General features: G+C 29.0%; 18 protein-coding genes. All 18 read right to left on the bottom strand.

Translation table 11 applies throughout. From position 1 onward, the window contains the following. Window positions 1-359 precede the first annotated feature (359 nt). Complete coding sequence (gene galU / locus FYJ33_RS07325; protein ID WP_154531091.1) at window positions 360-1,238, bottom strand: UTP--glucose-1-phosphate uridylyltransferase GalU; 879 nt, start codon at window positions 1,236-1,238, stop codon at window positions 360-362. A 137-nt stretch (window positions 1,239-1,375) separates the two neighbouring features. Then, window positions 1,376-3,448 carry an N-acetylmuramoyl-L-alanine amidase family protein gene (locus FYJ33_RS07320; protein ID WP_154531090.1) on the bottom strand — a complete coding sequence of 691 codons (2,073 nt, stop codon included), beginning with the start codon at window positions 3,446-3,448 and terminating at the stop codon, window positions 1,376-1,378. 93 nt (window positions 3,449-3,541) lie between these two features. Beyond that, window positions 3,542-6,382 carry an N-acetylmuramoyl-L-alanine amidase gene (locus FYJ33_RS16045; RefSeq protein WP_235900797.1) on the bottom strand — a complete coding sequence of 947 codons (2,841 nt, stop codon included), beginning with the start codon at window positions 6,380-6,382 and terminating at the stop codon, window positions 3,542-3,544. A 32-nt stretch (window positions 6,383-6,414) separates the two neighbouring features. Further along, window positions 6,415-7,392: a glycosyltransferase family 2 protein gene (locus FYJ33_RS07310; protein ID WP_206046638.1), complete on the bottom strand. Its 978-nt coding sequence runs from the start codon at window positions 7,390-7,392 to the stop codon at window positions 6,415-6,417. A gap of 23 nt (window positions 7,393-7,415) precedes the next feature. Continuing rightward, window positions 7,416-8,447, bottom strand: a complete 1,032-nt coding sequence (locus tag FYJ33_RS07305; protein ID WP_154531088.1) for a glycosyltransferase family 2 protein — start codon at window positions 8,445-8,447, stop codon at window positions 7,416-7,418. Window positions 8,448-8,458: 11 nt separating this feature from the next. Then, window positions 8,459-9,793 (bottom strand): O-antigen ligase family protein, encoded by a 1,335-nt coding sequence (locus FYJ33_RS07300; protein WP_154531087.1) that lies wholly within the window; start codon window positions 9,791-9,793, stop codon window positions 8,459-8,461. A gap of 19 nt (window positions 9,794-9,812) precedes the next feature. Next, window positions 9,813-10,982 (bottom strand): glycosyltransferase, encoded by a 1,170-nt coding sequence (locus FYJ33_RS07295; protein WP_154531086.1) that lies wholly within the window; start codon window positions 10,980-10,982, stop codon window positions 9,813-9,815. Window positions 10,983-10,998: 16 nt separating this feature from the next. Then, on the bottom strand, window positions 10,999-11,934 hold the full coding sequence (locus tag FYJ33_RS07290) for a glycosyltransferase family 2 protein (RefSeq protein WP_154531085.1): 936 nt from the start codon (window positions 11,932-11,934) through the stop codon (window positions 10,999-11,001). Window positions 11,935-11,950: 16 nt separating this feature from the next. Further along, window positions 11,951-12,937, bottom strand: a complete 987-nt coding sequence (locus FYJ33_RS07285) for a glycosyltransferase family 2 protein (RefSeq protein ID WP_154531084.1) — start codon at window positions 12,935-12,937, stop codon at window positions 11,951-11,953. A 15-nt stretch (window positions 12,938-12,952) separates the two neighbouring features. Beyond that, window positions 12,953-14,104, bottom strand: coding sequence for a glycosyltransferase family 4 protein (locus tag FYJ33_RS07280; protein ID WP_154531083.1), 1,152 nt, complete (start codon window positions 14,102-14,104; stop codon window positions 12,953-12,955). Window positions 14,105-14,162: 58 nt separating this feature from the next. Beyond that, complete coding sequence (gene cps2T, locus FYJ33_RS07275) at window positions 14,163-15,320, bottom strand: beta 1-4 rhamnosyltransferase Cps2T (RefSeq protein ID WP_154531082.1); 1,158 nt, start codon at window positions 15,318-15,320, stop codon at window positions 14,163-14,165. A 135-nt stretch (window positions 15,321-15,455) separates the two neighbouring features. Beyond that, window positions 15,456-16,988, bottom strand: a complete 1,533-nt coding sequence (locus FYJ33_RS07270) for a lipopolysaccharide biosynthesis protein (protein ID WP_154531081.1) — start codon at window positions 16,986-16,988, stop codon at window positions 15,456-15,458. Between the two features lie 22 nt (window positions 16,989-17,010). Next, window positions 17,011-17,928 carry a WlaTC/HtrL family glycosyltransferase gene (locus FYJ33_RS07265; RefSeq protein WP_154531080.1) on the bottom strand — a complete coding sequence of 306 codons (918 nt, stop codon included), beginning with the start codon at window positions 17,926-17,928 and terminating at the stop codon, window positions 17,011-17,013. A 16-nt stretch (window positions 17,929-17,944) separates the two neighbouring features. After that, window positions 17,945-19,138 carry a glycosyltransferase family 4 protein gene (locus tag FYJ33_RS07260; protein ID WP_154531079.1) on the bottom strand — a complete coding sequence of 398 codons (1,194 nt, stop codon included), beginning with the start codon at window positions 19,136-19,138 and terminating at the stop codon, window positions 17,945-17,947. 18 nt (window positions 19,139-19,156) lie between these two features. Further along, the gene (rfbB, locus tag FYJ33_RS07255) at window positions 19,157-20,206 is read right to left on the bottom strand and encodes a dTDP-glucose 4,6-dehydratase (protein WP_154531078.1); all 1,050 of its coding nucleotides are present in this window, start codon (window positions 20,204-20,206) and stop codon (window positions 19,157-19,159) included. 1 nt (window position 20,207) lies between these two features. After that, a complete protein-coding gene (gene rfbD / locus FYJ33_RS07250; protein WP_154531077.1) occupies window positions 20,208-21,101 on the bottom strand; it encodes a dTDP-4-dehydrorhamnose reductase in 894 nt (297 codons plus the stop codon). A gap of 14 nt (window positions 21,102-21,115) precedes the next feature. After that, complete coding sequence (rfbC, locus tag FYJ33_RS07245) at window positions 21,116-21,688, bottom strand: dTDP-4-dehydrorhamnose 3,5-epimerase (protein ID WP_154531076.1); 573 nt, start codon at window positions 21,686-21,688, stop codon at window positions 21,116-21,118. Between the two features lie 18 nt (window positions 21,689-21,706). Next, window positions 21,707-22,585, bottom strand: a complete 879-nt coding sequence (gene rfbA / locus FYJ33_RS07240; protein ID WP_154531075.1) for a glucose-1-phosphate thymidylyltransferase RfbA — start codon at window positions 22,583-22,585, stop codon at window positions 21,707-21,709. Between the last annotated feature and the right edge of the window lie 65 nt (window positions 22,586-22,650).

Here is a 22,650-nt window from a genome sequence, read left to right as displayed (position 1 = left end):
GGCTTCGGAATATGTCTTTCACCCTTTTTTATTTTATATAGTTAACCTCTTATCTCATTCAATATCGTCCTTTATTCCATAAACACCATCGTACGTATCAAACTATCTTTTCTGCTAATACTAATATTACATTTATATTATAGATTAGTGTTGGAGGAATACCTATGAATTTTCTTAACTGGTTCTTTGGATTACTTATTATCCTTTGTCTTATTGTCCTTATATTTAAAGTTGGAGGCTATTTAATAAACCTCATTCTCATAGTATCAGTCGTTACCTTATTTGTAGATATACTAACAAGCAGGAAAAATTACAGATAAAAAAACAGCACTATGCTTTATGCATAGTGCCGTTTTTTATTACTTAATTGTAGTCCATGGTTCAGTTTTTAGATAATCAACAAACTGATCTCTTAATTCTGGTCTTCTTAACGCATATTCAACTGTAGCCTGTAAGAATCCAAGCTTATCTCCAACATCATATCTCTTTCCTTCAAAATTATAAGCATACATCGCTTCCTGAGAAATTAATGTTTCAAGTGCATCTGTAAGCTGTATTTCCCCGCCTTTACCTGGCGCAGTATCTTCAAGAATTTCAAAAATTGTTGGTGTGATTATATATCTTCCAAGAATTGCAATATTACTTGGTGCTTCTTCTACTGATGGCTTTTCAACAAGATTTTTTACCTTGTATACTCTATCTTCAATATGAAGTCCATCAACTATACCATACTTAGATACATTTTCGTGTGCAACCTGCTGTACACCTAATACTGAAGTCTTGTATTCATCAAAGCAGTCAAGAAGCTGCTTTAAACATGGCTTTCCATCTGAATAAACAACATCATCTCCAAGAAGTACTGCAAATGGTTCATTTCCAACAAAAGTTTTAGCACAATGTATTGCATGACCTAATCCCTTTGGCTCCTTTTGTCTTATGTAGTGAATGTCAACAAGGTCAGATATGTCTCTTACCATCTTAAGCATTTCTTCCTTGCCAGACTTCTCAAGTTCCATTTCAAGTTCTACAGATTTATCAAAATGATCTTCTATACACTTTTTATTTCTTCCTGTAATTATTAATATTTCTTCTATTCCAGATTGAATTGCTTCCTCTATTATATATTGAATAGTTGGTTTATCTACTATTGGTAACATTTCTTTTGGCTGAGCTTTAGTTGCTGGTAAAAATCTAGTTCCAAGTCCAGCAGCCGGTATAATGGCCTTTCTTACTTTCATAGTTTTCCTCCATACTCACATAAGATTAATCACAAAAAAATTGTGATAACATATAAATATATATTACCACAATTCTCACTTTTAATAAACTATTTATAACATATTGTTACATTTTTAAATCTATATTTTATATTTAACTAAAACATAGATTTGACTGTATCAGCTATAACTTTAGCTTTTTGTTGTTGTCCACTAGAACTTTGACATCTTCTAAGTTCACTTCTATTTGACATCATTCCTAATTCAATAAGTACTGATGGCATATTAGTATGAACTGTAACAGATAGATTTCTATCAACTACATAAGGTCTAACAGCTGGATATCCACATTTACTAGTTAAATTATTTAAAACTTTTTGTCCAAATTCTTTACTCAATTGAGCTTCTCTTGTTGGATGTATATCCCTATTTCCATCATATCCTGTTGTTAATGATCTTAAATCTGATGGATTATTCTTTATTCCTGGCTTCCATGATGAATAGAATGTCCACATTCCAGACGAATTGCTCCCTGCAACATCATGATGTAAGCTAATAAATAAATCTGCTTTTAAATTATTAGCAGCAGTATATCTTTGTTTCAATTCATTTGCAGTGCTTAAAGCAGCATACTCATTTGGTCTAAGTGGGCTTCTTGTCATATAAGTTCTATATCCCATTCCCTGAAGCTGTTTTTCTAGCTTTACAGCCACTCCAGCATTTAAATCTGATTCTCTTACACCATATGCGCAAGCACCTGAATCATGCCCAAGATGGCCTGGATCAATTACTATTAATCTACTACCTACAGTTATAGTTTTATTTGTAGCAATTTGACTTCCATCATTTCCTTCAGATATTATTTTTAAAATTTTGTTTCCTGCACCTATATTATTAGGTATGTCTATTATTCCACTAAATCCTGCATATTCTGAATTATAATATGATGGATATGTGTGTTTTATATCATCTCTTCTTTGTCCTGATGTTAATTTACCAATATATTTATCAGATATATATACCTTTACCTCTCTAACCCCTGATGCATTTATAGACCAACCTTTTATTTCTAATTTTTGTTTATTTCCTTTTTTTATTTCTGTAATTTTCTCCACCCATATCTTCGGTGCTGGTTTTGTGATATCTATTGATTTTGTATTTGTTGTTCTTGTTCCATCATTTCCTATTGATTCTACCTTAACTTTTCTCTTTCCAGGAGCCACATTTCTTGTAATATCTATTTTCCCTCCAAATCCTGCATTTTCAGAGTCATAATATGAAGGATATGCCTTCTTAACATCCATTCTCTTTTGCCCGTTTTGTAACGTACCTATGTATTTATCATCAACATATACCTTTATTTCTTTTACTCCTGAAGCATTTATTGACCAGCCTTTTAATTCTAAATACTGTTTGTTTCCTTCTTTTGTTTCTGTAATTTTCTCTATCCATGCTTTTGGTGCTGATTTTGTTATATCTATTGATTTTATATTTGTTGTTCTTGTTCCATCATTTCCTATTGATTCTACCTTAACTTTTCTCTTTCCAGGAGCCACATTTCTTGTAATATCTATTTTCCCTCCAAATCCTGCATTTTCAGAGTCATAATATGAAGGATATGCCTTCTTAACATCCATTCTCTTTTGCCCGTTTTGTAACGTACCTATATATTTATCATCAACATATACCTTTATTTCTTTTACTCCTGAAGCATTTATTGACCAGCCTTTTAATTCTAAATACTGTTTGTTTCCTTCTTTTGTTTCTGTAATTTTCTCTATCCATGCTTTTGGTGCTGATTTTGTTATATCTATTGATTTTGTATTTGTTGTTCTTGTTCCATCATTTCCTATTGATTCTACCTTAACTTTTCTCTTTCCAGGAGCCACATTTCTTGTAATATCTATTTTCCCTCCAAATCCTGCATTTTCAGAGTCATAATATGAAGGATATGCCTTCTTAACATCCATTCTCTTTTGTCCTGATGTCAAATTTCCTACAAATTTATCATCTATATATACTTTTACTTCCTTGACCCCCGATTCATTTATAGACCAGCCTTTTATCTCTAAATATTGTTTATCCCCTTCATTTGTAACTATATCATTTTCAACCCATATCTTAGCCATATTTTGATTAGTTGTATATGCTTGTACACTATAGCAATTAAGTATATTTGTAACAATAAATATCAATAACACCACTAAAGATATACTTTTATTTCTTTTCATTCTATATCCCCCTTTAAAATTGAAACAAATTCAAAGAATCATAATAATATTTATTAAATATCATTATACTTCTATAAACTTACTATAATATGTCTACATTTGAGACTTAACTGTATTAGCTATAATATTTGCTTTAATTTGTTGATCTTTCACACTTGCACAATGTTTTGCTTCATTTGGATTAGTTAAAAATCCAAGTTCAATTAACACTGAAGGTATTTTAGTTTCTCTTATAACACTAAAATTACTATCCTTGCTATATCTATTACGATATTTATACCCATCTATATAATCTTTACAAAGATTATTATTTACTTTTGTAGCAAATTCCTTGCTTATCTGTTTATTTTTATCTGAAGCTTTACTTTTAGAGTAATAGTGTGTTTCTATACCATTTGCACTAGAATTGGTAAAAGAATTATGATGTAAGCTAATAAATAAATCAGCATTTAAAGAATTTGCTAACTCAGATCTTGGCATAAGATCAACGAATTGTGATAATGGAGTATTAGTCATAGCAGTTCTATATCCTAAGTTTTCAAGATCCTTTTGTAGCTCAAGCGCAACCTTCATATTAAGTTCAGCCTCTATATATTCTCCACAAACTGTACCAGGATCCTGGTACCCTTGTTTATTACTTGTGATTCCACCATGTCCTGAATCTATAACTATAAGTTTACTTTTTTTAGTTATAGATACATATTTGTTTACTGATGTTATTACTCCATCATTCCCTGTCGCAACAACCTTTATTGTTCTCACACCAGGTGCTACTGATGATGTAATATCAAATTTTGCTGTAAATCCTGCATTTTCTGATTCATAGTAATTCGGATAATTCTTCTTTATATCTGGTCTGCTTAATCCTATTTGTGCATTTCCTATAAATTTATCATCTGCATATACCTGTACTGACTTAATTCCAGTTATATTTACTGCCCAACCTCGTATATTCAGATATTTGTTTAAGCCACTTTCTTGTATACTAATATCTTCTACCCACATTTTTTGTTCTGGTAGCACTTTTGTACTTGCTGTTGTTGTACCATCAGTTCCAAAGGCAATCACCTTTATAGGAGTATTTGATATTGGTTTTATTTTTGTAACATCAAATTTTGCCGTAAATCCTGCATTTTCTGATCTATAGTAATTCGGATAATTCTTCTTTATATCTGGTCTACTTAATCCTATCTGTGCATTTCCTAATAGTGTATTACCAACATATACTTTTACACATTGAACTTCAGTTGCATTTATTGCCCAGCCCTTCACATTCAAGTATCTTGATGATCCACTAGATTCTACACTAATATCTTCTACCCACATCTTTGGTGCTGGCTTTTCTATATTTATAGCTTTCTCACTTGTTGTACTTACTCCATCATTACCTATTGATACTATTTTTATAGTAGATTTTGATGATAAAATTGATTTTGTAATATCAAACTTTGCTGTAAACCCTGCATTTTCTGATCCTATATATGTAGAATAAGCATTTTTTACATCTGGTCTGCTTAATCCTATTTGTGCATTTCCTAACAGTTTATTGTCTGCATATACCTGTACTGATTTTATTCCAGTTGCATTTATTGACCAGCCCTTTACATTTAAATACCTTAATCCTCCACTATATTCTACACTAGCATCTTCTACCCACATCTTTGGTGCTGGCTTTTCTATATTTATAGTTTTCTCACTTGTTGTACTTACTCCATCATTACCTATTGATACTATTTTTATAGTAGATTTTGATGATAAAATTGATTTTGTAATATCAAACTTTGCTGTAAATCCTGCATTTTCTGATCCTATATATGTAGAATAAGCATTTTTTACATCTGGTCTGCTTAATCCTATTTGTGCATTTCCTAACAGTTTATTGTCTGCATATACCTGTACTGATTTTATTCCAGTTGCATTTATTGACCAGCCCTTTACATTTAAATACCTTAATCCTCCACTATATTCTACACTAGCATCTTCTACCCACATCTTTGGTGCTGGCTTTTCTATATTTATAGTTTTCTCACTTGTTGTACTTACTCCATCATTACCTATTGATACTATTTTTATAGTAGATTTTGATGATAAAATTGATTTTGTAATATCAAACTTTGCTGTAAATCCTGCATTTTCTGATCCTATATATGTAGAATAAGCATTTTTTACATCTGGTCTGCTTAATCCTATTTGTGCATTTCCTAACAGTTTATTGTCTGCATATACCTGTACTGATTTTATTCCAGTTGCATTTATTGACCAACCTCTAATATTAAGATATTTTGATGAACCACTATATGATACATTAATATCTTCTACCCACATCTTTGGTGTTTTATATGATAATAAATTATAATATAGTTTAAGAAGATTTTCACCATAATTACGATCAGTAGCCCATCCTTTTGACATTGTTATTATACTGTCTCCACCTTTTCCATATAAGTATGAAAAATGTCTTGGATCATAAGTTTCTTTTCTAGGATATCCTTTCAATCCAGCATACAATGCCATATGATCTAAATGAGCTTGTACACCTTCATCCCATGAATTAAACTTCTGATGCGCATTGGGATCTTTATCGTCCCCACCTTTTTCAGTCTTTAATCCACAAGGATTATGATAGTCTTCTTTGATAACCCCTCCAAATTTGCCATATCCAGTTTCCTTTGCTGCTTGTACATATGCAATAGATGGATTAATATTTCCATGACTATCACTATACTTCCAATAATAATTGGCAAGGTTAACGAATGTCGCTGTTGCTCCTTTAGATCTTGCCCAATTTTGAGCTTCTTCCTTTGTCACTCTACATGTTGATACAAGTTTTACATCATCCAATGCTTGTACATTTTTAATCATTGGAACATTAATTATATTTACAACAAAAAATATAATTAATGTAATTACAGAAAATCTTTTAATTTTTATCATTCCATTAAATTCCTCCTTGCGCATTTTACAACTCAATACAATTGCTTTTTACGTTTTGTCTGAATAAGTTTATAAATATTCGGACTTATATAAAAAATACAACTACTTAATTTCTTTTCAATTTTAATATTTTTATTACACAAGTAATATTTAAACATGAAGTTATATTTTTGTTTAATTCCATTACATGTACTTTTATCACCTATTTTATCATAAGCTTCATAATAATACATTCTACAAGTATCTATCGAACGTTGGATTAGTAATCTAAATAGTTCATCATCATTTTTATTCTTAAAAAAGTTAACCATATTTACTAATGCCTCAAGATAATCTAATCTTTTTACATTAAATTTTCTATTCATTATACTACCTTCAACCTGTCTATAATAGTAAAGTTCTTGACTAATATCCACTATTTTTGAACTATTAGCAAATAACTTATATGTTGTAAACTCATCTTCATGAAGCTTTCCGATAGGATAGGATATATTCTGAAATAATTCCTTTTTATAAATCTTATTCCACGCAACAACTGATTGTACATGTAATTCACCCATTTTAACAAGTCTTAATAAAGCCTCATTGTTACTTAATTCATCAACGTCACATTCGTTAATCAAACGAGAATAATCTTCATCTTCATAGACCTTCTTAAAATGACACTGTACTATATCTGCACCTTTTTCAATAGCTTGGTTATATAATTTTTCATACATATTAATATTAACATAATCATCACTATCAACAAATCCAATATACTGTCCTTGTGCAACTTTTATTCCTTCATTTCTCGCAGAACTAAGACCTCCATTGCTTTTATGTATAACTCTAATTCTAATATCTTTTTGAGCATATTGATCACAAATCTTAGGACAGCTATCTGTTGAACCATCATCTACAAGAATAACTTCTATATCTTTAATAGTTTGATTTATTATAGAATCAATGCATCTGCATAAATACTTTTCCACATTATAAATTGGCACTACAATACTGATCTTAATCATATTTTCTCCTTTCATATGCTACATTAATTATGTATTTTTATTTTTACAAGAGGATAAATAAGATAATATGCTTTATATTTAGCCAGTGTAATAATCATTTTTTCTTTTGGAGTCACATAAGTTCCTTTAAAATTATATATAGCCTTTCTTATAATTTCATCATTACACATATATTTTATCTGACTAAGTTTATATTTAAGATTATGAGTATTATTATCAGACATCTCATTATAAATACACATAAAGAAATATTTTATTATTAATTTATCTACTCTTTCTTTACCCACCTCAAATAAATCATTACATTTTAAGAAAGTAATAAGGCATAAAATTATCTTTTTGTAGATACCACTCCAGCACATGTCTTTATATTTCATGGTTGCAGAATTCATATTGGTTACATAGTGATAATAATACTTATTAATTATACTTACACTACTACATTTTGCTAGATAATCCAAGTTAAAAATAAAATCTTCTCCTATGATAAGCTCATTATTAAATCTTATATCATATTTATCAATAATCTCTTTACTATATAACTTACACCAAGGTCCTCTTACTCCTGCTAACAAATGCTCTTTTTGATTATCGCTTCTTTCAATAATGTCTATAATTAAATGATTAATTTCTTCATTATTAAGTACTTGATCTTTACCAAAACACTCTATATTTATTTGCTTATCTATGTATTCCTTAACATAGTTACATATACACAAATCATAATTATTTTCTTCTACTTTTTGTAGCATTTTTTCGATCATATCATTATCAATATAATCATCAGAATCTACAAACATAATATATTTTCCTGATGAAGACTCTATACCAGTATTTCTCGCACAAGAAACGCCTCTATTTTCAGTAGATATAAGTTTTAAATTATCATGTATTTTTTCATATTGTTTGCAAATTATGTTGCTATTATCTGTAGAACCATCATCCACAAGAATGATTTCAATATTCTTATATGTTTGATTTATAATACTTTGAATACATTTATCTATATATCTCTCTGCATTATAAACCGGCACTATTATACTTACAGTACGCATAGAAAACTCCTTTAATTTATTAGTTCTTTGTTGTTTTTCTTATATACCATGCAATACATTATTAGATAATATAACCAGTTATTTATTACATACTCCTGATTTGGTACGAAATTTGATGCCATAAAATTACCTACGAATAATGATATTACAAATGCTCTTTGTAACTTACCACTGCATGATTTAACTGCCTTATATAAAAGATATACATTAAATAATAAGAATAATAATGCTACTATCCATCCTGAATCAACTATTAAACTTAAATATTGAGAATGAACATCTATACTAATATATGGCCATAATTTTCCGCTGCTAGTACGAAAATTAACTGCTACAAAATCTCTATATTGTCCAACGCCTATACCACCCCATGATGGATAGAATCCCAAAATTTTATCAAATATAAATCTATATTGAACAAATCTTGAACTAGCAGTTGCTCCTCTTTGTGTGAATAAAGTAAAGATTATCTTTTCACCAAAAAGAAACATAATGATTGTAAATGTAATAGCGAACCCTGCAAAAGCCCATAACTTTATTTTTCTTATCTTTTTATCCTTCCAATCTGTAAACAATACATAGCATAAAATTTCAGCTGCAATAGCTACATAACCTGTTCTTGTTAAAGTTAAAATTGAAAATATGGAAGTTAAAATAAGTGCAATCAAGTTCTTCCTACTCCTATTTTTCAAGAAACAAAATAGAACTACAGAAAAAAAGATTACTCCAAGAACTCCTGCTGCATTATTGGTTCCGGCTATGCCCACAGATCTTTTTACAATATGACCACTCTGCATATATGATAAAGTATCATTAAACTGTCCTATAAGAAACTTTTTATTAAAAACATATTGTAAAATACTAAGGCATCCGTTAAATGCAGCTAACACAGTACATAACTCAAGGACATACTTATAACTAAATTTTTTCATATGCTTATAAATAAGTCCAATTAGTAAAATACTAAAATACATAAAAAACATATCCAGAAAACTATTAATATTATAGACCTGTTTTGTTTTAAATGAAACAATAAAGCTAATTAATATAATCACTAATAATATATTATCAATTTTAATTTGTTTGATAAATCCTTTTACGTTACCAATCTTTTTCATATTATCAATTAATAAAGCAATATATATGACAAACAATAGAATTAATACTGTTGATATGTACCAATATTTAGCACCAAATTCAAAATCAGTTCTTATATATAAATTTAATAAAATAGCACAAAATATAAGAAAAATATTAAAGTTGTTATTTTTATCTTTAAATCTATTCATACCAAATATAACTACAATTATTGTAAATATGATGAATATTAATAACTTTATATTCATTTCAAACCTCCTGCTTAAATTAAAATATTGAATACCATTCTGTAAGTATGTTGTTTATTAAAAATTCTTCTGCCCGTTTTATTGATTCACTTCCAATTAATTCTCTTAATTTCTTATCATCTATAAGACGAATAATTGCATCTGCAAAGTTATCAATATCGTACTTCTCAATTAGAATTCCATTTTTCCAATTGTCATCTATTATCTCATTAGGGCCGGAATTTGCAAAGGATACTACAGGCACTCCGCATCCCATGGCTTCAATTAATGACAAGCCAAAACCTTCCCATCTTGAAGACGAAACAAAGATTGATGATGAACAGTATTGTTTCATCATATCCTTAATATTACCAAGCATACTTACATAGTCATCCAAATTTTTTTCTCTTATACTTTCAATAATTTCGTCTTTCTTACTACCATCTCCAGCTATATATAGTTTCCAATCTGGTCTTCTCCTATGTACTATAGCAAATGTCTTTAAAAGCAAATCAACACCTTTTGACTCTTCAAGTCTTCCAGCAAATAAAATTACTTTGTTATCTAATTTTGATTTTTTATCACATTTAATAGTTATAGGATTATATATTACTTTTGTTGAAATGTTAAGCTTAGTTTCATACATAGATTTATCATAATTTGTGAGCACAATAAGCTGATCAAGATTATTCATATATTTCTTATATAGTTCCTCTTGATGATAAGAATATGCTCCTTTTGTATTAAAATAAGCATCATATGAACTATGTTGCCATCCTATTGTCCTACAGTTAACCCTTTTTGCAATTATACTAAGCAATAAACTGTATTCATTTGCTACACCAATTACAACATCATAATTATTTGTATTTATGTAACTTTCAAATCTATTTAATACTTCTTTTGGATAATAAGCATACCTAAGGATATTAACTGATCTTATATTATTTAAAAAGTTAAATCTATTATTTAATTTTCTTAATACTTTTGAAGGAAACTTATTAATAATTCTTCTCTTTAAAAAAGAATCATCAATAACTACATTAATTTTTTCATTAAGATTATAAAGAGATCTATCCTCATTCTTATTATGACTTATACATAAAATATCCACTTGATTCTTTTTTACAAGTTCATTAGCCAAAACAGAAACCACTCTCTGTATGCCTCCTACAGAGAATATATCCTGAACTATAAAACAAATTTTCATATTATCTCCTCAAAAACTAATTAGAATGTAATAATGAATTCTTTTTAAGTGAGTATTTTCTCTTTGTTGCAAGAAACTTTTTTTCTCCTAATAAAGTAAGCATACTATTTTTAAGAGCTTTTTTATTAAATACATTCATTTTTAATGCCTCAAAATAATTTTTTTTAGCATTTTTATAATCACTAAAATTAGAATATATCTGAGCAATTGTTACATACTGTTCACTCATTATACTTCTAAATAACTTTTTATCATTATAATCCTTTAGGATTTCTTTTGTTTCTTGCATTATATGAAGATGTCCATTAATTGCCTTATTCTTATTGCCTGATATACTATCTTCATGAACATAATATTTTGTAAGTGGTCCTGCTACTCTATATGCATTACAATTTTTTAACGCTCTTATATAAAAATCCCAATCTTGACAACTTGGTAAAGTTTCATTAAAACCTTTTGCCTTATCAAAGACTTCCCTTCTAATTACAATTGATGATGTACCACCTATAATATTGTTTCTTAAAAGCTCTTTATAGCTATTATTCCATTCTTGTCTTTCACTTATATACTTATGTCCTGTTATTTCACTGATAAAATAAACATCAGTATAGATAAAACCCACATCTTTTCTTTCATTGAAAATATTCATACATTTCTCAAGCTTGTCATCTGCAAATTCATCGTCACTATCAAGAAATGCTATAATATCTCCATGTGAATTTTTAACACCAGTATTTCTAGCTCCTGAACCACCTTTATTAACCTCATGTTTTATATAAGTAATATTATTGAATTTATCGCAGTATCTTTTCACAATTTCACAAGTTCTATCATTTGAATTATCATCAACTACAATTATCTCAAAATCTTTATACGTTTGATTTAATGCACTATCTAAAGCTCTAGAAATAGTTTTTTCTCTATTATATGTAGGTATAACTATACTAATCATTCTAAATTTCCTTTCATCAGCTCTTATTTTTTAGTTTTTTAAGAATCGGAAGTATCCTCATCTTAAAAAGTAGATAATTTATTTTAAATCTTCTTTGAATATATTTATTAAATATAATTTCTGACACTCTATACTTAGGTATATTTCCATATACTTTCTGATAATTTTTATAAATACTACTACTGTCATATTTACAATATTTAAAAAATAAATCAAGACTAACATTTAAATATGAAATAATAAAAGACATATCCAGTTTCGGATCAATATAAGTGCAAAGTTTTATATCATCATGAACCTTTTCTATCTCAAAATTTAAATCATTTATATGTTTTAACGTAACAGTACTTGTTATATTATTTTTTCTCTGCCTATATACATATAATGGATCATTAATTATTGTCCACTTATTAGTCATCTGCGCTACTTTGTACATTGTGAAAATATCCTCATAATATACATTTTCCTCATAGCCTAAATTATAAAAAAGACTTCTTCTATATATTTTATTCCAAGCAAAACACTGTACATTTCTTGTTAAAACATATCTTATAATATCCATTTTATTATATATAAGATTGTGATTTATATGATTTTCAATAACATTTATTCTACCATCATCTTCAAAATACATTTCAACTGCACATATTACAAGATCAAGATTATCCTCTTCAGCCTTATTCAACATTTTTGAAAACATATCCTGTTTTATGTAATCATCACTATCAAGAAATCCTATGTATTTACCAGATGCTTTTTTAATACCTGCATTTCTTGCAGCACCAAGTCCTTTATTTTTCTGATCTATAATTTTAATTTCAGTATACTTATCAGCATATTCCTTACATATATTAAGACTATTATCTGTAGATCCATCATTAACCAATATAATTTCATAATTATAAAGATTCTGTTTAACAACACTCTCAATACATTGACGTAAATACTTCTCTACATTATATACCGGTATAATTATACTAAGAAGTAGCTCCTCTTTATCCACATAATCACATCCTAATTATAACTTTTTATAAACTTCCGTAAAATTACTAATATAGCTATCTAATGAAAACATATTCTTCTGTCTTTCTAACGAATTAATCGATTGACTTATTCTAAGCTTTTCATCACAAACAAGATTATGGATAGCATCTGCTAGCGCTTTAGCATTTCCAACTTCAACAAGCTTCCCGTTATAATCCTGTTTTACCATTTCGCACACTCCACCGTGTGCATATGCAACAACTGGAGTACCACTTGCCATAGATTCAAGAACAACAGTTGGAAGCGGATCTGGATTAGTACTTGGAAGTACAAAAACATCAAAAAGACAGTGTATATTTTTAACATCTGTTCTGTAATCCTGAAGAATTATTCTGTCGCTATTATCCATTTGTTTTATTCTGTCCTTAAGTTCTGTCATTCTCCACTCCTGACCTTCGAACACTCCTCCAACAAGCATTGCATACACATTTTTGTCTTTTACTAAAACATATTTTATAGCGTCAAGAAAATCATTCTGGCCCTTCCAAGCATTTACTCTACCGATCATACCGACAACCACAGCATCATTAGGAATATTAAGTTCTTGTTTTAAGTAATCATATTTATTATCTGGATTGAATATTTGATTATCTACACCATTATATACTACTTTTATCTCATCTTCCTTAAAGTATTTTGTAGCAATCAAGTGGTTCTTAACAGAATTAGATACAGTTATAACTTGATCTGCATATTTTGAAATTAAAAAACTTAATGTCTTATGTATAAACTTAGGTTTCATTATTATTTCATGAATGTGCCATACATGTTTTATGTCTAATTTCTTTTTTAAATATATCCCTTCAAGAACAGCTGAAGTGTTAGTATGAATAATATCTATTTTCTTATTAGCACATATTTCTTTTAATTTTTTTGAATAAACAAAATAATCTTTCATATATCTTATTATGCCAAATAAATTAAAGTACTTTCTTCTTAAAATAGGATATGGTATTACCTGTACCGGAATATCGTTTTCCTTCATTTTTTCCACTAATAGCCCTTCACAAGGTAACACTACATAAGGATTATACTCCTTTTTGTTTAATCCTTTGATTAATTCCAATAGAACTATATCTGCACCATACATTTCTGCTCCTGCATGTAAATATAAAATATTCTTCATTTTTATAATCTACTCTCCTTGTTATACTTTATCCTATTTTATTAATTTCTCTGAAATATTATTTACTCAAAAAAACTTTCTCATAATCTGAAACAATCTTATCCCAGCTATAATTGTTAGCTATTCTTAATTTAGCCTTATCAGAATAATTGCTTATAACATCTTTGCTAAAATTATCTGCCGAATCAATAAGTCCAGCTAAATTTCCTTCTTTTTTATTAAAATATACAGCGCCATCTTCTGCAACTTCTTTGTTAAAACCTACATCAAGCAATAAATTCAAATCTGTAGTAGCTAATACCTCTAAAAGTGATGGATTAGTTCCACCTACTTCATGACCATGGAAATAACCATATGCATTTTCTCTTATTTTTTTAAGAAGTTCTGCATCATAAACTGTACCAACAAATTTAATTCTGCTATCATTCTCAAAATTAGTTTTCTGTTTTAAATATTCATAGAACTTATTTTTTTCAACATTAGTGATTAAAACAAAATCTTTATCTGTTTTAGATTTCATAAACTCTGAAATCATAACTTCATAATTATTTTCAGGTACAAATCTTCCAACAACAAGATAATATTTTTTTGCACTAATATTATGACTTTCATACCAGTCAGTTAGTTTTTTATCATCATCTCTTAATGATGATTTATTTGTTTCTGCCCCATAAGCTATGAATGTAGTTTTAGGTTTATATTTACTATAATCTTCCTGAATATACTTCTCTATATTTTTAGAATCACAAATTAACAAATCAGCATTTTTCACCATAAGCTGTTCAGATAACTTCCAATACCTTTTAATAGCAAAATTCCATTTATCTCTCTTCCATTCATGTCCATCAGGATTTACCATTAGAGTACCACCTAATTCAGTAATTTTATTTTTATATTTACCTATGAAAGGACCTATCCTACACGCAAGAACATATACTATTGGATTTTCAATTGAATTCTGTACTATATATTCGACACATCTCTTAAGTGCTGCTATATCATAATAAACTGCCTTTGCTGCTCCTATATTAGGAACCTTGACATTAAAACACCTAGCATTATTGTACTCGAATTCATTATTATTATCTGCTAGACAAGAAACATGGTATTTTATCTCTTGACTTTTTTTATTCTCTGTAAGCTTATCTACAAAGGTTTCAAATCCACCATACTGTGCTGGAATTCCTTTTGAACCTATAATAAAAACATGCTGCATTATAAATATCTCCTTACTTTAATCTACTGATTATCTTTATACTTTAAAATTTTGTCTTTTTCTTTCAATCAATATTTATTTAATTATCTTTAAAATGTACACTCTGTCTATAATAACTCATAACATTCTATACTTTTATTTTTTTATCATTAGCTTTTCTAATAACTTCTTTCTTTCATGCTTATTAAGAAATAGACCTGTATTTATTGCAAGTGCAATTATAGTAGAGATTCCACAGTAAACTATTAACATCATCCATGTAATTTTAAAAGTAACAAATGATTTTCCTAAAAACAACACAGCTAAAATTACTATAGTAGTAGCTATATATCTACATATAATAGGATAGAATTCTGTTTTCTTTACCCCAAGACATACACTTGTGTATATCGGAACAAATGTTAGATTACATATAAATCCAACAAGGGTACTTACACCAGCAATTGCAAATATACCTATATCCGTTAAGTTTAATAATAGAATTACTATTATTATATCAAACACACTTATAGCTAACCAAAATAATGAATTTACCTTAAGTTTATTAGTTATTAAAAAGACATTAATTAAAGGTGTTGAAACACCAGAAATTAATATTGCCTGAATTGTTAATACAGCTAAAGCATAAATCAAACTAATATCTTGACTTGGAACCCATAAATTAAAAAATTCATATCCCCACACAATAAATACGCAAAAAGGTATATTAGCAAAAAAACCAGTAAACTTCATCCTCATTTTTAAACCACTTACAAGTTTTTTTATTTCACCTTTTGCATAATACATTGTTAGGTTTGGTGCAAACAGTGATGATACTGTTGATAATAAAATTGACATAATATTACCTACTGTTTTTGCAATTGATAACTGCCCCATAACAAAAGAGTTAATGAAAATATTACTTATTAAAAGATCAAGACCATCAGATAATACTTGACCGAATTTAGTAATTGAACTCCATATACCAGCTGAAAATAACTCCTTTGTCAACTTTACCGAAAAATATTTTTTCTTCACCTTAAGTTCTGGAGTTAATATCTTTGTGTAAAAGATATTACATGCTGCAACTACTATTGTACCAATAACACTTGTTAATCCAACAAAATAAATAATAGGAGAAAATCTTGCAAACAATGCAAATAGCAAAACTATTCTTACTACAACCCCAAGCACATTGGCAATATTAGACATGTACAATTTATTAGTTATGAATGTGGCAACTGAAAAAACAGTGCTTAATATAGAAACCACAAAATTCAAGAATATAAATATAAATAACAATTTCACATCAATAACCAAATGTGGTGATATATTCAGAATATCCTCAAGATTAAAAATTATTGCCGCTGATGCAATTATAACTAACACAGACATAAATACATTAGAGAAGAATACAGAACTAAGATATTTTGATGCCTGTTCTTTATTTCCTTTATGATATTCTATAGAAATAAATCTTCCACCTACAGAATTTAGTGCAATAGTTATAATTGTAGCATAATTAACAAAGCTATTTGCCAAACTTACAAATCCATATGCTTCTGCTCCAATACTTTCTGTTATGTATGGTGTTACAAAAAAAGATATTACTAAGTTAATACCAAACACAATCAGGCTTGCAATTGTATTTATAACCAATTGTTTTTCTTTACTAATACTTTTAATCATTATCATCTTCCTTAAATAGAATTTAGCCTTTTATTGAATCAATCAATAATTTCTTATACCATCTATAAGAATATTTAAAAATTTTATATTTAAATCTCATATTTTGCTTAAATAAATTAATCCTACTTTTATTAATATTTATTTTTTCTTTAGTTGTTAAATTCAAATTACCAAAATCATTCAATGGAGAAAACCATGTACTATCATGAATTTCGAACTTATCCTTATTATTCATATAAGACATAAGAAGAATTGTCTGATCATCATCTGATAATCCGCATTTATTTAGAGCCATCATATTCTCCCTTACCATTAACCAAAGATCTTTCCATAAATAATCAGGAGCAACAATCATATCTCCTTGTATATAAGTATTCATTCTTCTACATATCTCATATATAGGCAAATTGTCAAAATCATTTATTTTGAATAAATGTATCTTATCACTAAAATTATATTTCCATTCCTTATCAAATTCTTCAGAATTTATATAGTAGTCACCACCATGATTAAATCCAAAATCTATCCATGCTATAGTTCCATTTGCAAGTCCCTTATTTACTGCATCCTGCACACACCATTCTTTTAATAGCATTATATAATTATAATCAACATTCCACACTTCAGGATTATTAGGTTGTAGCCTAAACTCTTTTGACATATCATTATTAGTAGCTTTCTCAATGCTACTATATAACTCACTATCTATAGACTTCCAATCATCTATAACTACTATTTTTGTATTTGGTCTTTCAAATTCATCTCTTGCCTTTTTTATATAGCTACTAGACTGTTTGTCAGTATATATTACCATATCATTTTTTAATCTTGCCCAAAACTTAAAGTATTCTATATACTTCATACTTGATCGTTCAAAACCACTCCAATTTTCTCTATTTAATTGAAAAAAAGCAGTTACTATCGTAATTTTATCGTTCATTTTTTTGTTCTCCCGACTAGTTTATTTGTTTGCTAACATCATCTATTAATTTAACAAAATTATTGTAATATTGTGTGCTACTAAATCTTCTTACCAAATTAGATTCATTATTCTGTAACTTAAAATATAAATCTTTGTCATTTTTCAGTTTTACAACTGCATCAGCAATATTATTAACTAGATTTTTGTCTTTATCTACTATAATTGCTACATCACTTGTAGCATATTCAATCATACCACCTGATCTACTAACAATAAGTGGAACTCTTGATGCCATTGCCTCTATACAAACAAGTCCTGCAGCTTCCTCCCATATAGAAGGTACCACCATTGCATCAGCTATCTTATAATATTTATATAAATCCGAATTATCTATATATCCTGAAAATTGTATTTTCCCTTTACTTTCTTCAGCTAACTTATATACCTTTTCAACATATTCAGTAGGCTTTGCGCCAGCAAAATTTGAGCTTCCGACAATTAATAATTTTATATTTTCATCTTCAATGCTTTCTATTGCTCTAACTAATTCTAATACACCTTTTTCTTTAATTATTCTTCCGCAGAATATAAGGACAAAATCATCATTACTAAAATTATATTGCTTTCTCAAATTACATTTTTCTGAGGAAGATATATTTTTTTCAAACTTATCGACATCTATACCATTCATTAGTACTCGAACTGAAACATTCCTGTTTGCAGAAGTTCTTACCCACTCTTTTTTAACATATTCACTTATTGCAACTATATTACCAAAAACTTCATTAGTATATTCATCTGCAAGTCTATGATGATGCACATGTGCTAGCAATCTTTTTTTATCATACTTGTTTAGAAGATATTTAAAGTTTCCATCGCCATTTCCTTCTGCTATAACAAAGTCAAATTTTCCGTTTTTAACCTTTCTTAATGCAAAATATTCATAATATCTTGGCAAGTTGGTTCCAATTATTTTTCTTAACAATCTCCATGACTTATTAAGGACTCTGCTCAATAATGTTTTTCTTATGTATATAAACTTTGTATGTTTGTAATTTAAACTTTTTTTCTCCGCTTCTTCATCATATATTGATATTACTGTAAATTCAAACTTCTGTTCAATTTCATTCTCATCAATTAGATTAGTTATTAGCGTTTCTATCGCTCCACCCTTAACATTAGGAACCGGTAACCATAAAGGTGGTACAAAACAAACTCTTTTCAACATTTCACGTCCTTCAACTATTTACTTATACATCTTTTCATAATACTTCTGATAATCTCCTGAAGTTACATTCTTCATCCATTCCTGATTATCAAGATACCACTTAATAGTCTTCATTATACCAACTTCAAATGTAGTTTCTGGATACCAGCCAAGTTCTGCTTTGATCTTATCTGGTGCTATTCCGTATCTTCTATCGTGCCCTTTTCTATCTTCAACATATTTAATTAAGTCTTCTGTTACTTCTTTATCTACATTTTCATGAATGTAGTTTACTACAGTTTTGACAATAGTAATGTTGTTTCTTTCATTATGTCCGCCTACATTATAGACTTCTCCTGATTTTCCGTTTGTTATAACCATATCTATAGCTTTTGCATGATCTTCAACAAATAACCAGTCTCTTATGTTCATTCCATCTCCGTATACTGGTAAATCCTTATGTTGAAGACAGTTATTTATTAATAGTGGTATAAGCTTTTCTGGAAACTGAAATGGTCCATAGTTATTTGAACATCTTGTGATGTTAATAGGCATCTTATAAGTATCGTGGTATGCCTTAACCATTAAGTCTGATCCAGCCTTGCTTGATGAGTATGGGCTGTGAGGGTCTAGTGGAGTTGTTTCCATAAAATATCCTGTCTCTCCTAAAGAACCATAAACTTCATCAGTTGAAACATGTAAGAACTTAACTCCTTCTTTCCAACCATTTTCTGTTTCCCAAGCGTCCTTTGCACAATTAAGTAAGTTAACAGTTCCTAATACATTAGTCTGAGCAAATATTTCTGGTTCTCTTATACTTCTATCAACGTGAGATTCTGCTGCAAAGTGAACAACATAATCAACTTCATTTTCATCGAATATCTTTGTTACAAGTTCTTTGTCACATATATCTCCCTGTACAAAAGAATATCTTTCATCATTTTCTACAGACTTAAGATTTTCAAGATTTCCTGCATAAGTAAGCTTATCAAGGTTTATTATCTTGATATCCTTATGTTTGTTTAGCATATATATAATAAAGTTTGATCCTATAAATCCGGCTCCGCCAGTTACTAAATATGTTTTCATTTTACTTTACATCCTCCACAAATGTTTTTATTGCATCTTCCCAGTCCCTCATATCATCACCAATAGTATTTCTAAGCATCATATTATCAAGTGATGAATATTCAGGTCTATCTGCTGAATTAGGATTAATTTTTGTTTTATATTCTTCTGAAGTACATGAGTTAACTTTACACTTTCCACCTGAAAGTTCGATTATTCTTTTAGCAAAGTCATACCAGGAACATTCTCCCTTACCTGTGCAGTGATAAACACCATATTCTTCTGTTTCAATAAGTCTAAGTATATGGTATGCAAGATCATTTGCATTAGTAGGATTACCTCTTTGGTCATTAACTACAGTTATAGCATCCTTTTCTTTTCCAAGCTTTATCATTGTATATACAAAGTTGTGTCCGACTTTTCCGTAAAGCCATGCAGTTCTTACAATAAAGTTCTTTTTGCAGAACTCTTCAACATATTTTTCTCCTAAGAGCTTAGTTCTACCATATGAACTTACTGGAGCTGGTACATAACTTTCATTTAAAGGAGTACTTCCTTTACCACTAAATACATAATCAGTAGAAACCTGAACAAGTTTGGCACCTATCTCATTACATACCATTGCTAAGTTTCTTGGACCTAATGCATTAACTCTAAAAGCAAAATCCTCGTTATTTTCGCACCCGTCAACATTTGTAGCCGCCGCACAGTTAATAACGACATCAGGTTTTTCATCAGTCAATACTTTTTTAACTTGTTTTAAATTCGTAATATCAAGTTTATCAACATCTACAGCAAGCACTTCTGCATTTTTTATTGTTTCTGAAACAACCCCAATCTCTGCTCTTCCAGTCTTTATAATATCCTGAAGTTCATTTCCAAGCTGCCCATTAGATCCTGTAATTAAGATTTTCATAATAGACCTCCATTCTACTTAAATGCTTCGTAAGAACTTAAATCTAGTTCATTAAATGAAGGATGTTTTTTATCTTTTTCTGATAATATAATATTTTCTATACCTTCCATAGGCCATTCAATATTAATATCCTTATCGTCCCACATAACTCCGCCATCATATTCTGGAGCATAGAAATCAGTACACTTATAGTTGAATGTAGCTTCATCCGAAAGTACTAGGAATCCATGTGCGAAACCTTCCGGAATATAGAACTGCTTCTTATTTTCAGAGCTCAAGATAACTCCAACCCATTTTCCATAAGTTTTAGAACTCTTTCTTAAATCTACAGCAACATCAAAAACTTCACCATTTGTAACTCTTACAAGTTTACCCTGACTATGTTTTCTCTGAAAATGAAGCCCTCTAAGAACTCCTTTTGTAGATTTTGATTCATTATCCTGAACAAAAGTCATGTTAAGACCAGCTTCTGCAAACTGTTCCTTATTATAAGTTTCCATAAAGTATCCCCTATTATCTCCGAATACTTTATTTTCTATAATATAAACTCCTTCAATTTCTGTCTTATTAAATATAAAATTAGACATGAATAAACACTCCTAACATCACTTATTCTCTGTTTCTTCTACTATATCTACAAGATATTTTCCATAGCCTGTTTTCATCAAAGGCTTAGCCAACTGTAATACTTTATTTTTATCAATCCATCCCTGTCTATAAGCTATTTCTTCTAAACATGCTATATACGTACCCTGTGTATTTTGAACCGCCTCAACAAAATTTGATGCCTGAAGCATAGAAGAATGGGTACCTGTATCAAGCCATGCCATTCCTCTACCTAAAAGCTGTACTTTAAGCTTTCCTTCATTCATATAGCTTTTATTAAGATCTGTAATTTCAAGTTCGCCTCTTTGAGAAGGCTTAATATCCTTTGCTCTCTGAACAACAGAATTATCATAGAAGTATAGCCCCGGCACGGCATACTTAGATTTTGGATGCTCAGGCTTTTCTTCTAAAGATATAACGTTATTATTTTCATCAAATTCAACTACACCAAAAGCTTTTGGATTCTGAACATAATAACCAAATACATACGCTCCATCTTTAATAGATGCAGCCTTTTTTAAATGACTTGTAAAACTTTGTCCATAGAATATGTTATCTCCCAAAACCATAGCCACACTATCATCACCAATAAATTTTTCGCCTATTATAAATGCTTCTGCAAGACCATTAGGTTTTTCCTGAACTGCATACTCTATATTAAGTCCCAAATCAAAACCATCCTTAAATAGTTCTTTAAAATTAATAATATCTCTTGGTGTTGATATTATTAATATATCTCTAATTCCCGCCAACATTAATACTGACATTGGATAATATATCATTGGCTTGTCATATATTGGAATCATTTGTTTTGACATTACTTTTGTTACTGGGTATAGTCTTGTTCCGCTTCCCCCTGCTAGTATTATCCCTTTCATAAAAAACTCCTTTTTGTTAGTCATTAGTGTACAGTTTTTTCACACTTTTAATTTTTAAATCATTT

The sequence above is a fragment of the Inconstantimicrobium porci genome (assembly GCF_009696465.1).
GTDB classification, from domain to species: domain Bacteria; phylum Bacillota; class Clostridia; order Clostridiales; family Clostridiaceae; genus Inconstantimicrobium; species Inconstantimicrobium porci.
This window is presented reverse-complemented; position numbering and strand designations above follow the sequence as displayed.

Excerpts from the sequence above, each read along its gene's own strand:
- rfbD (WP_154531077.1), bottom strand. The coding sequence starts at position 21,101 with ATGAAAATCTTAATTACAGGATCTAATGGGCAGCTTGGAAATGAACTT.
- FYJ33_RS07280 (WP_154531083.1), bottom strand. The coding sequence starts at position 14,104 with ATGAAGAATATTTTATATTTACATGCAGGAGCAGAAATGTATGGTGCA.
- FYJ33_RS16045 (WP_235900797.1), bottom strand. The coding sequence starts at position 6,382 with ATGATAAAAATTAAAAGATTTTCTGTAATTACATTAATTATATTTTTT.
- cps2T (WP_154531082.1), bottom strand. The coding sequence starts at position 15,320 with ATGCAGCATGTTTTTATTATAGGTTCAAAAGGAATTCCAGCACAGTAT.
- FYJ33_RS07320 (WP_154531090.1), bottom strand. The coding sequence starts at position 3,448 with ATGAAAAGAAATAAAAGTATATCTTTAGTGGTGTTATTGATATTTATT.
- FYJ33_RS07270 (WP_154531081.1), bottom strand. The coding sequence starts at position 16,988 with ATGATTAAAAGTATTAGTAAAGAAAAACAATTGGTTATAAATACAATT.
- rfbC (WP_154531076.1), bottom strand. The coding sequence starts at position 21,688 with ATGTCTAATTTTATATTTAATAAGACAGAAATTGAAGGAGTTTATATT.
- FYJ33_RS07300 (WP_154531087.1), bottom strand. The coding sequence starts at position 9,793 with ATGAATATAAAGTTATTAATATTCATCATATTTACAATAATTGTAGTT.
- rfbB (WP_154531078.1), bottom strand. The coding sequence starts at position 20,206 with ATGAAAACATATTTAGTAACTGGCGGAGCCGGATTTATAGGATCAAAC.
- FYJ33_RS07265 (WP_154531080.1), bottom strand. The coding sequence starts at position 17,928 with ATGAACGATAAAATTACGATAGTAACTGCTTTTTTTCAATTAAATAGA.
- galU (WP_154531091.1), bottom strand. The coding sequence starts at position 1,238 with ATGAAAGTAAGAAAGGCCATTATACCGGCTGCTGGACTTGGAACTAGA.
- FYJ33_RS07260 (WP_154531079.1), bottom strand. The coding sequence starts at position 19,138 with ATGTTGAAAAGAGTTTGTTTTGTACCACCTTTATGGTTACCGGTTCCT.
- FYJ33_RS07295 (WP_154531086.1), bottom strand. The coding sequence starts at position 10,982 with ATGAAAATTTGTTTTATAGTTCAGGATATATTCTCTGTAGGAGGCATA.
- FYJ33_RS07310 (WP_206046638.1), bottom strand. The coding sequence starts at position 7,392 with ATGATTAAGATCAGTATTGTAGTGCCAATTTATAATGTGGAAAAGTAT.
- rfbA (WP_154531075.1), bottom strand. The coding sequence starts at position 22,585 with ATGAAAGGGATAATACTAGCAGGGGGAAGCGGAACAAGACTATACCCA.
- FYJ33_RS07290 (WP_154531085.1), bottom strand. The coding sequence starts at position 11,934 with ATGATTAGTATAGTTATACCTACATATAATAGAGAAAAAACTATTTCT.
- FYJ33_RS07305 (WP_154531088.1), bottom strand. The coding sequence starts at position 8,447 with ATGCGTACTGTAAGTATAATAGTGCCGGTTTATAATGCAGAGAGATAT.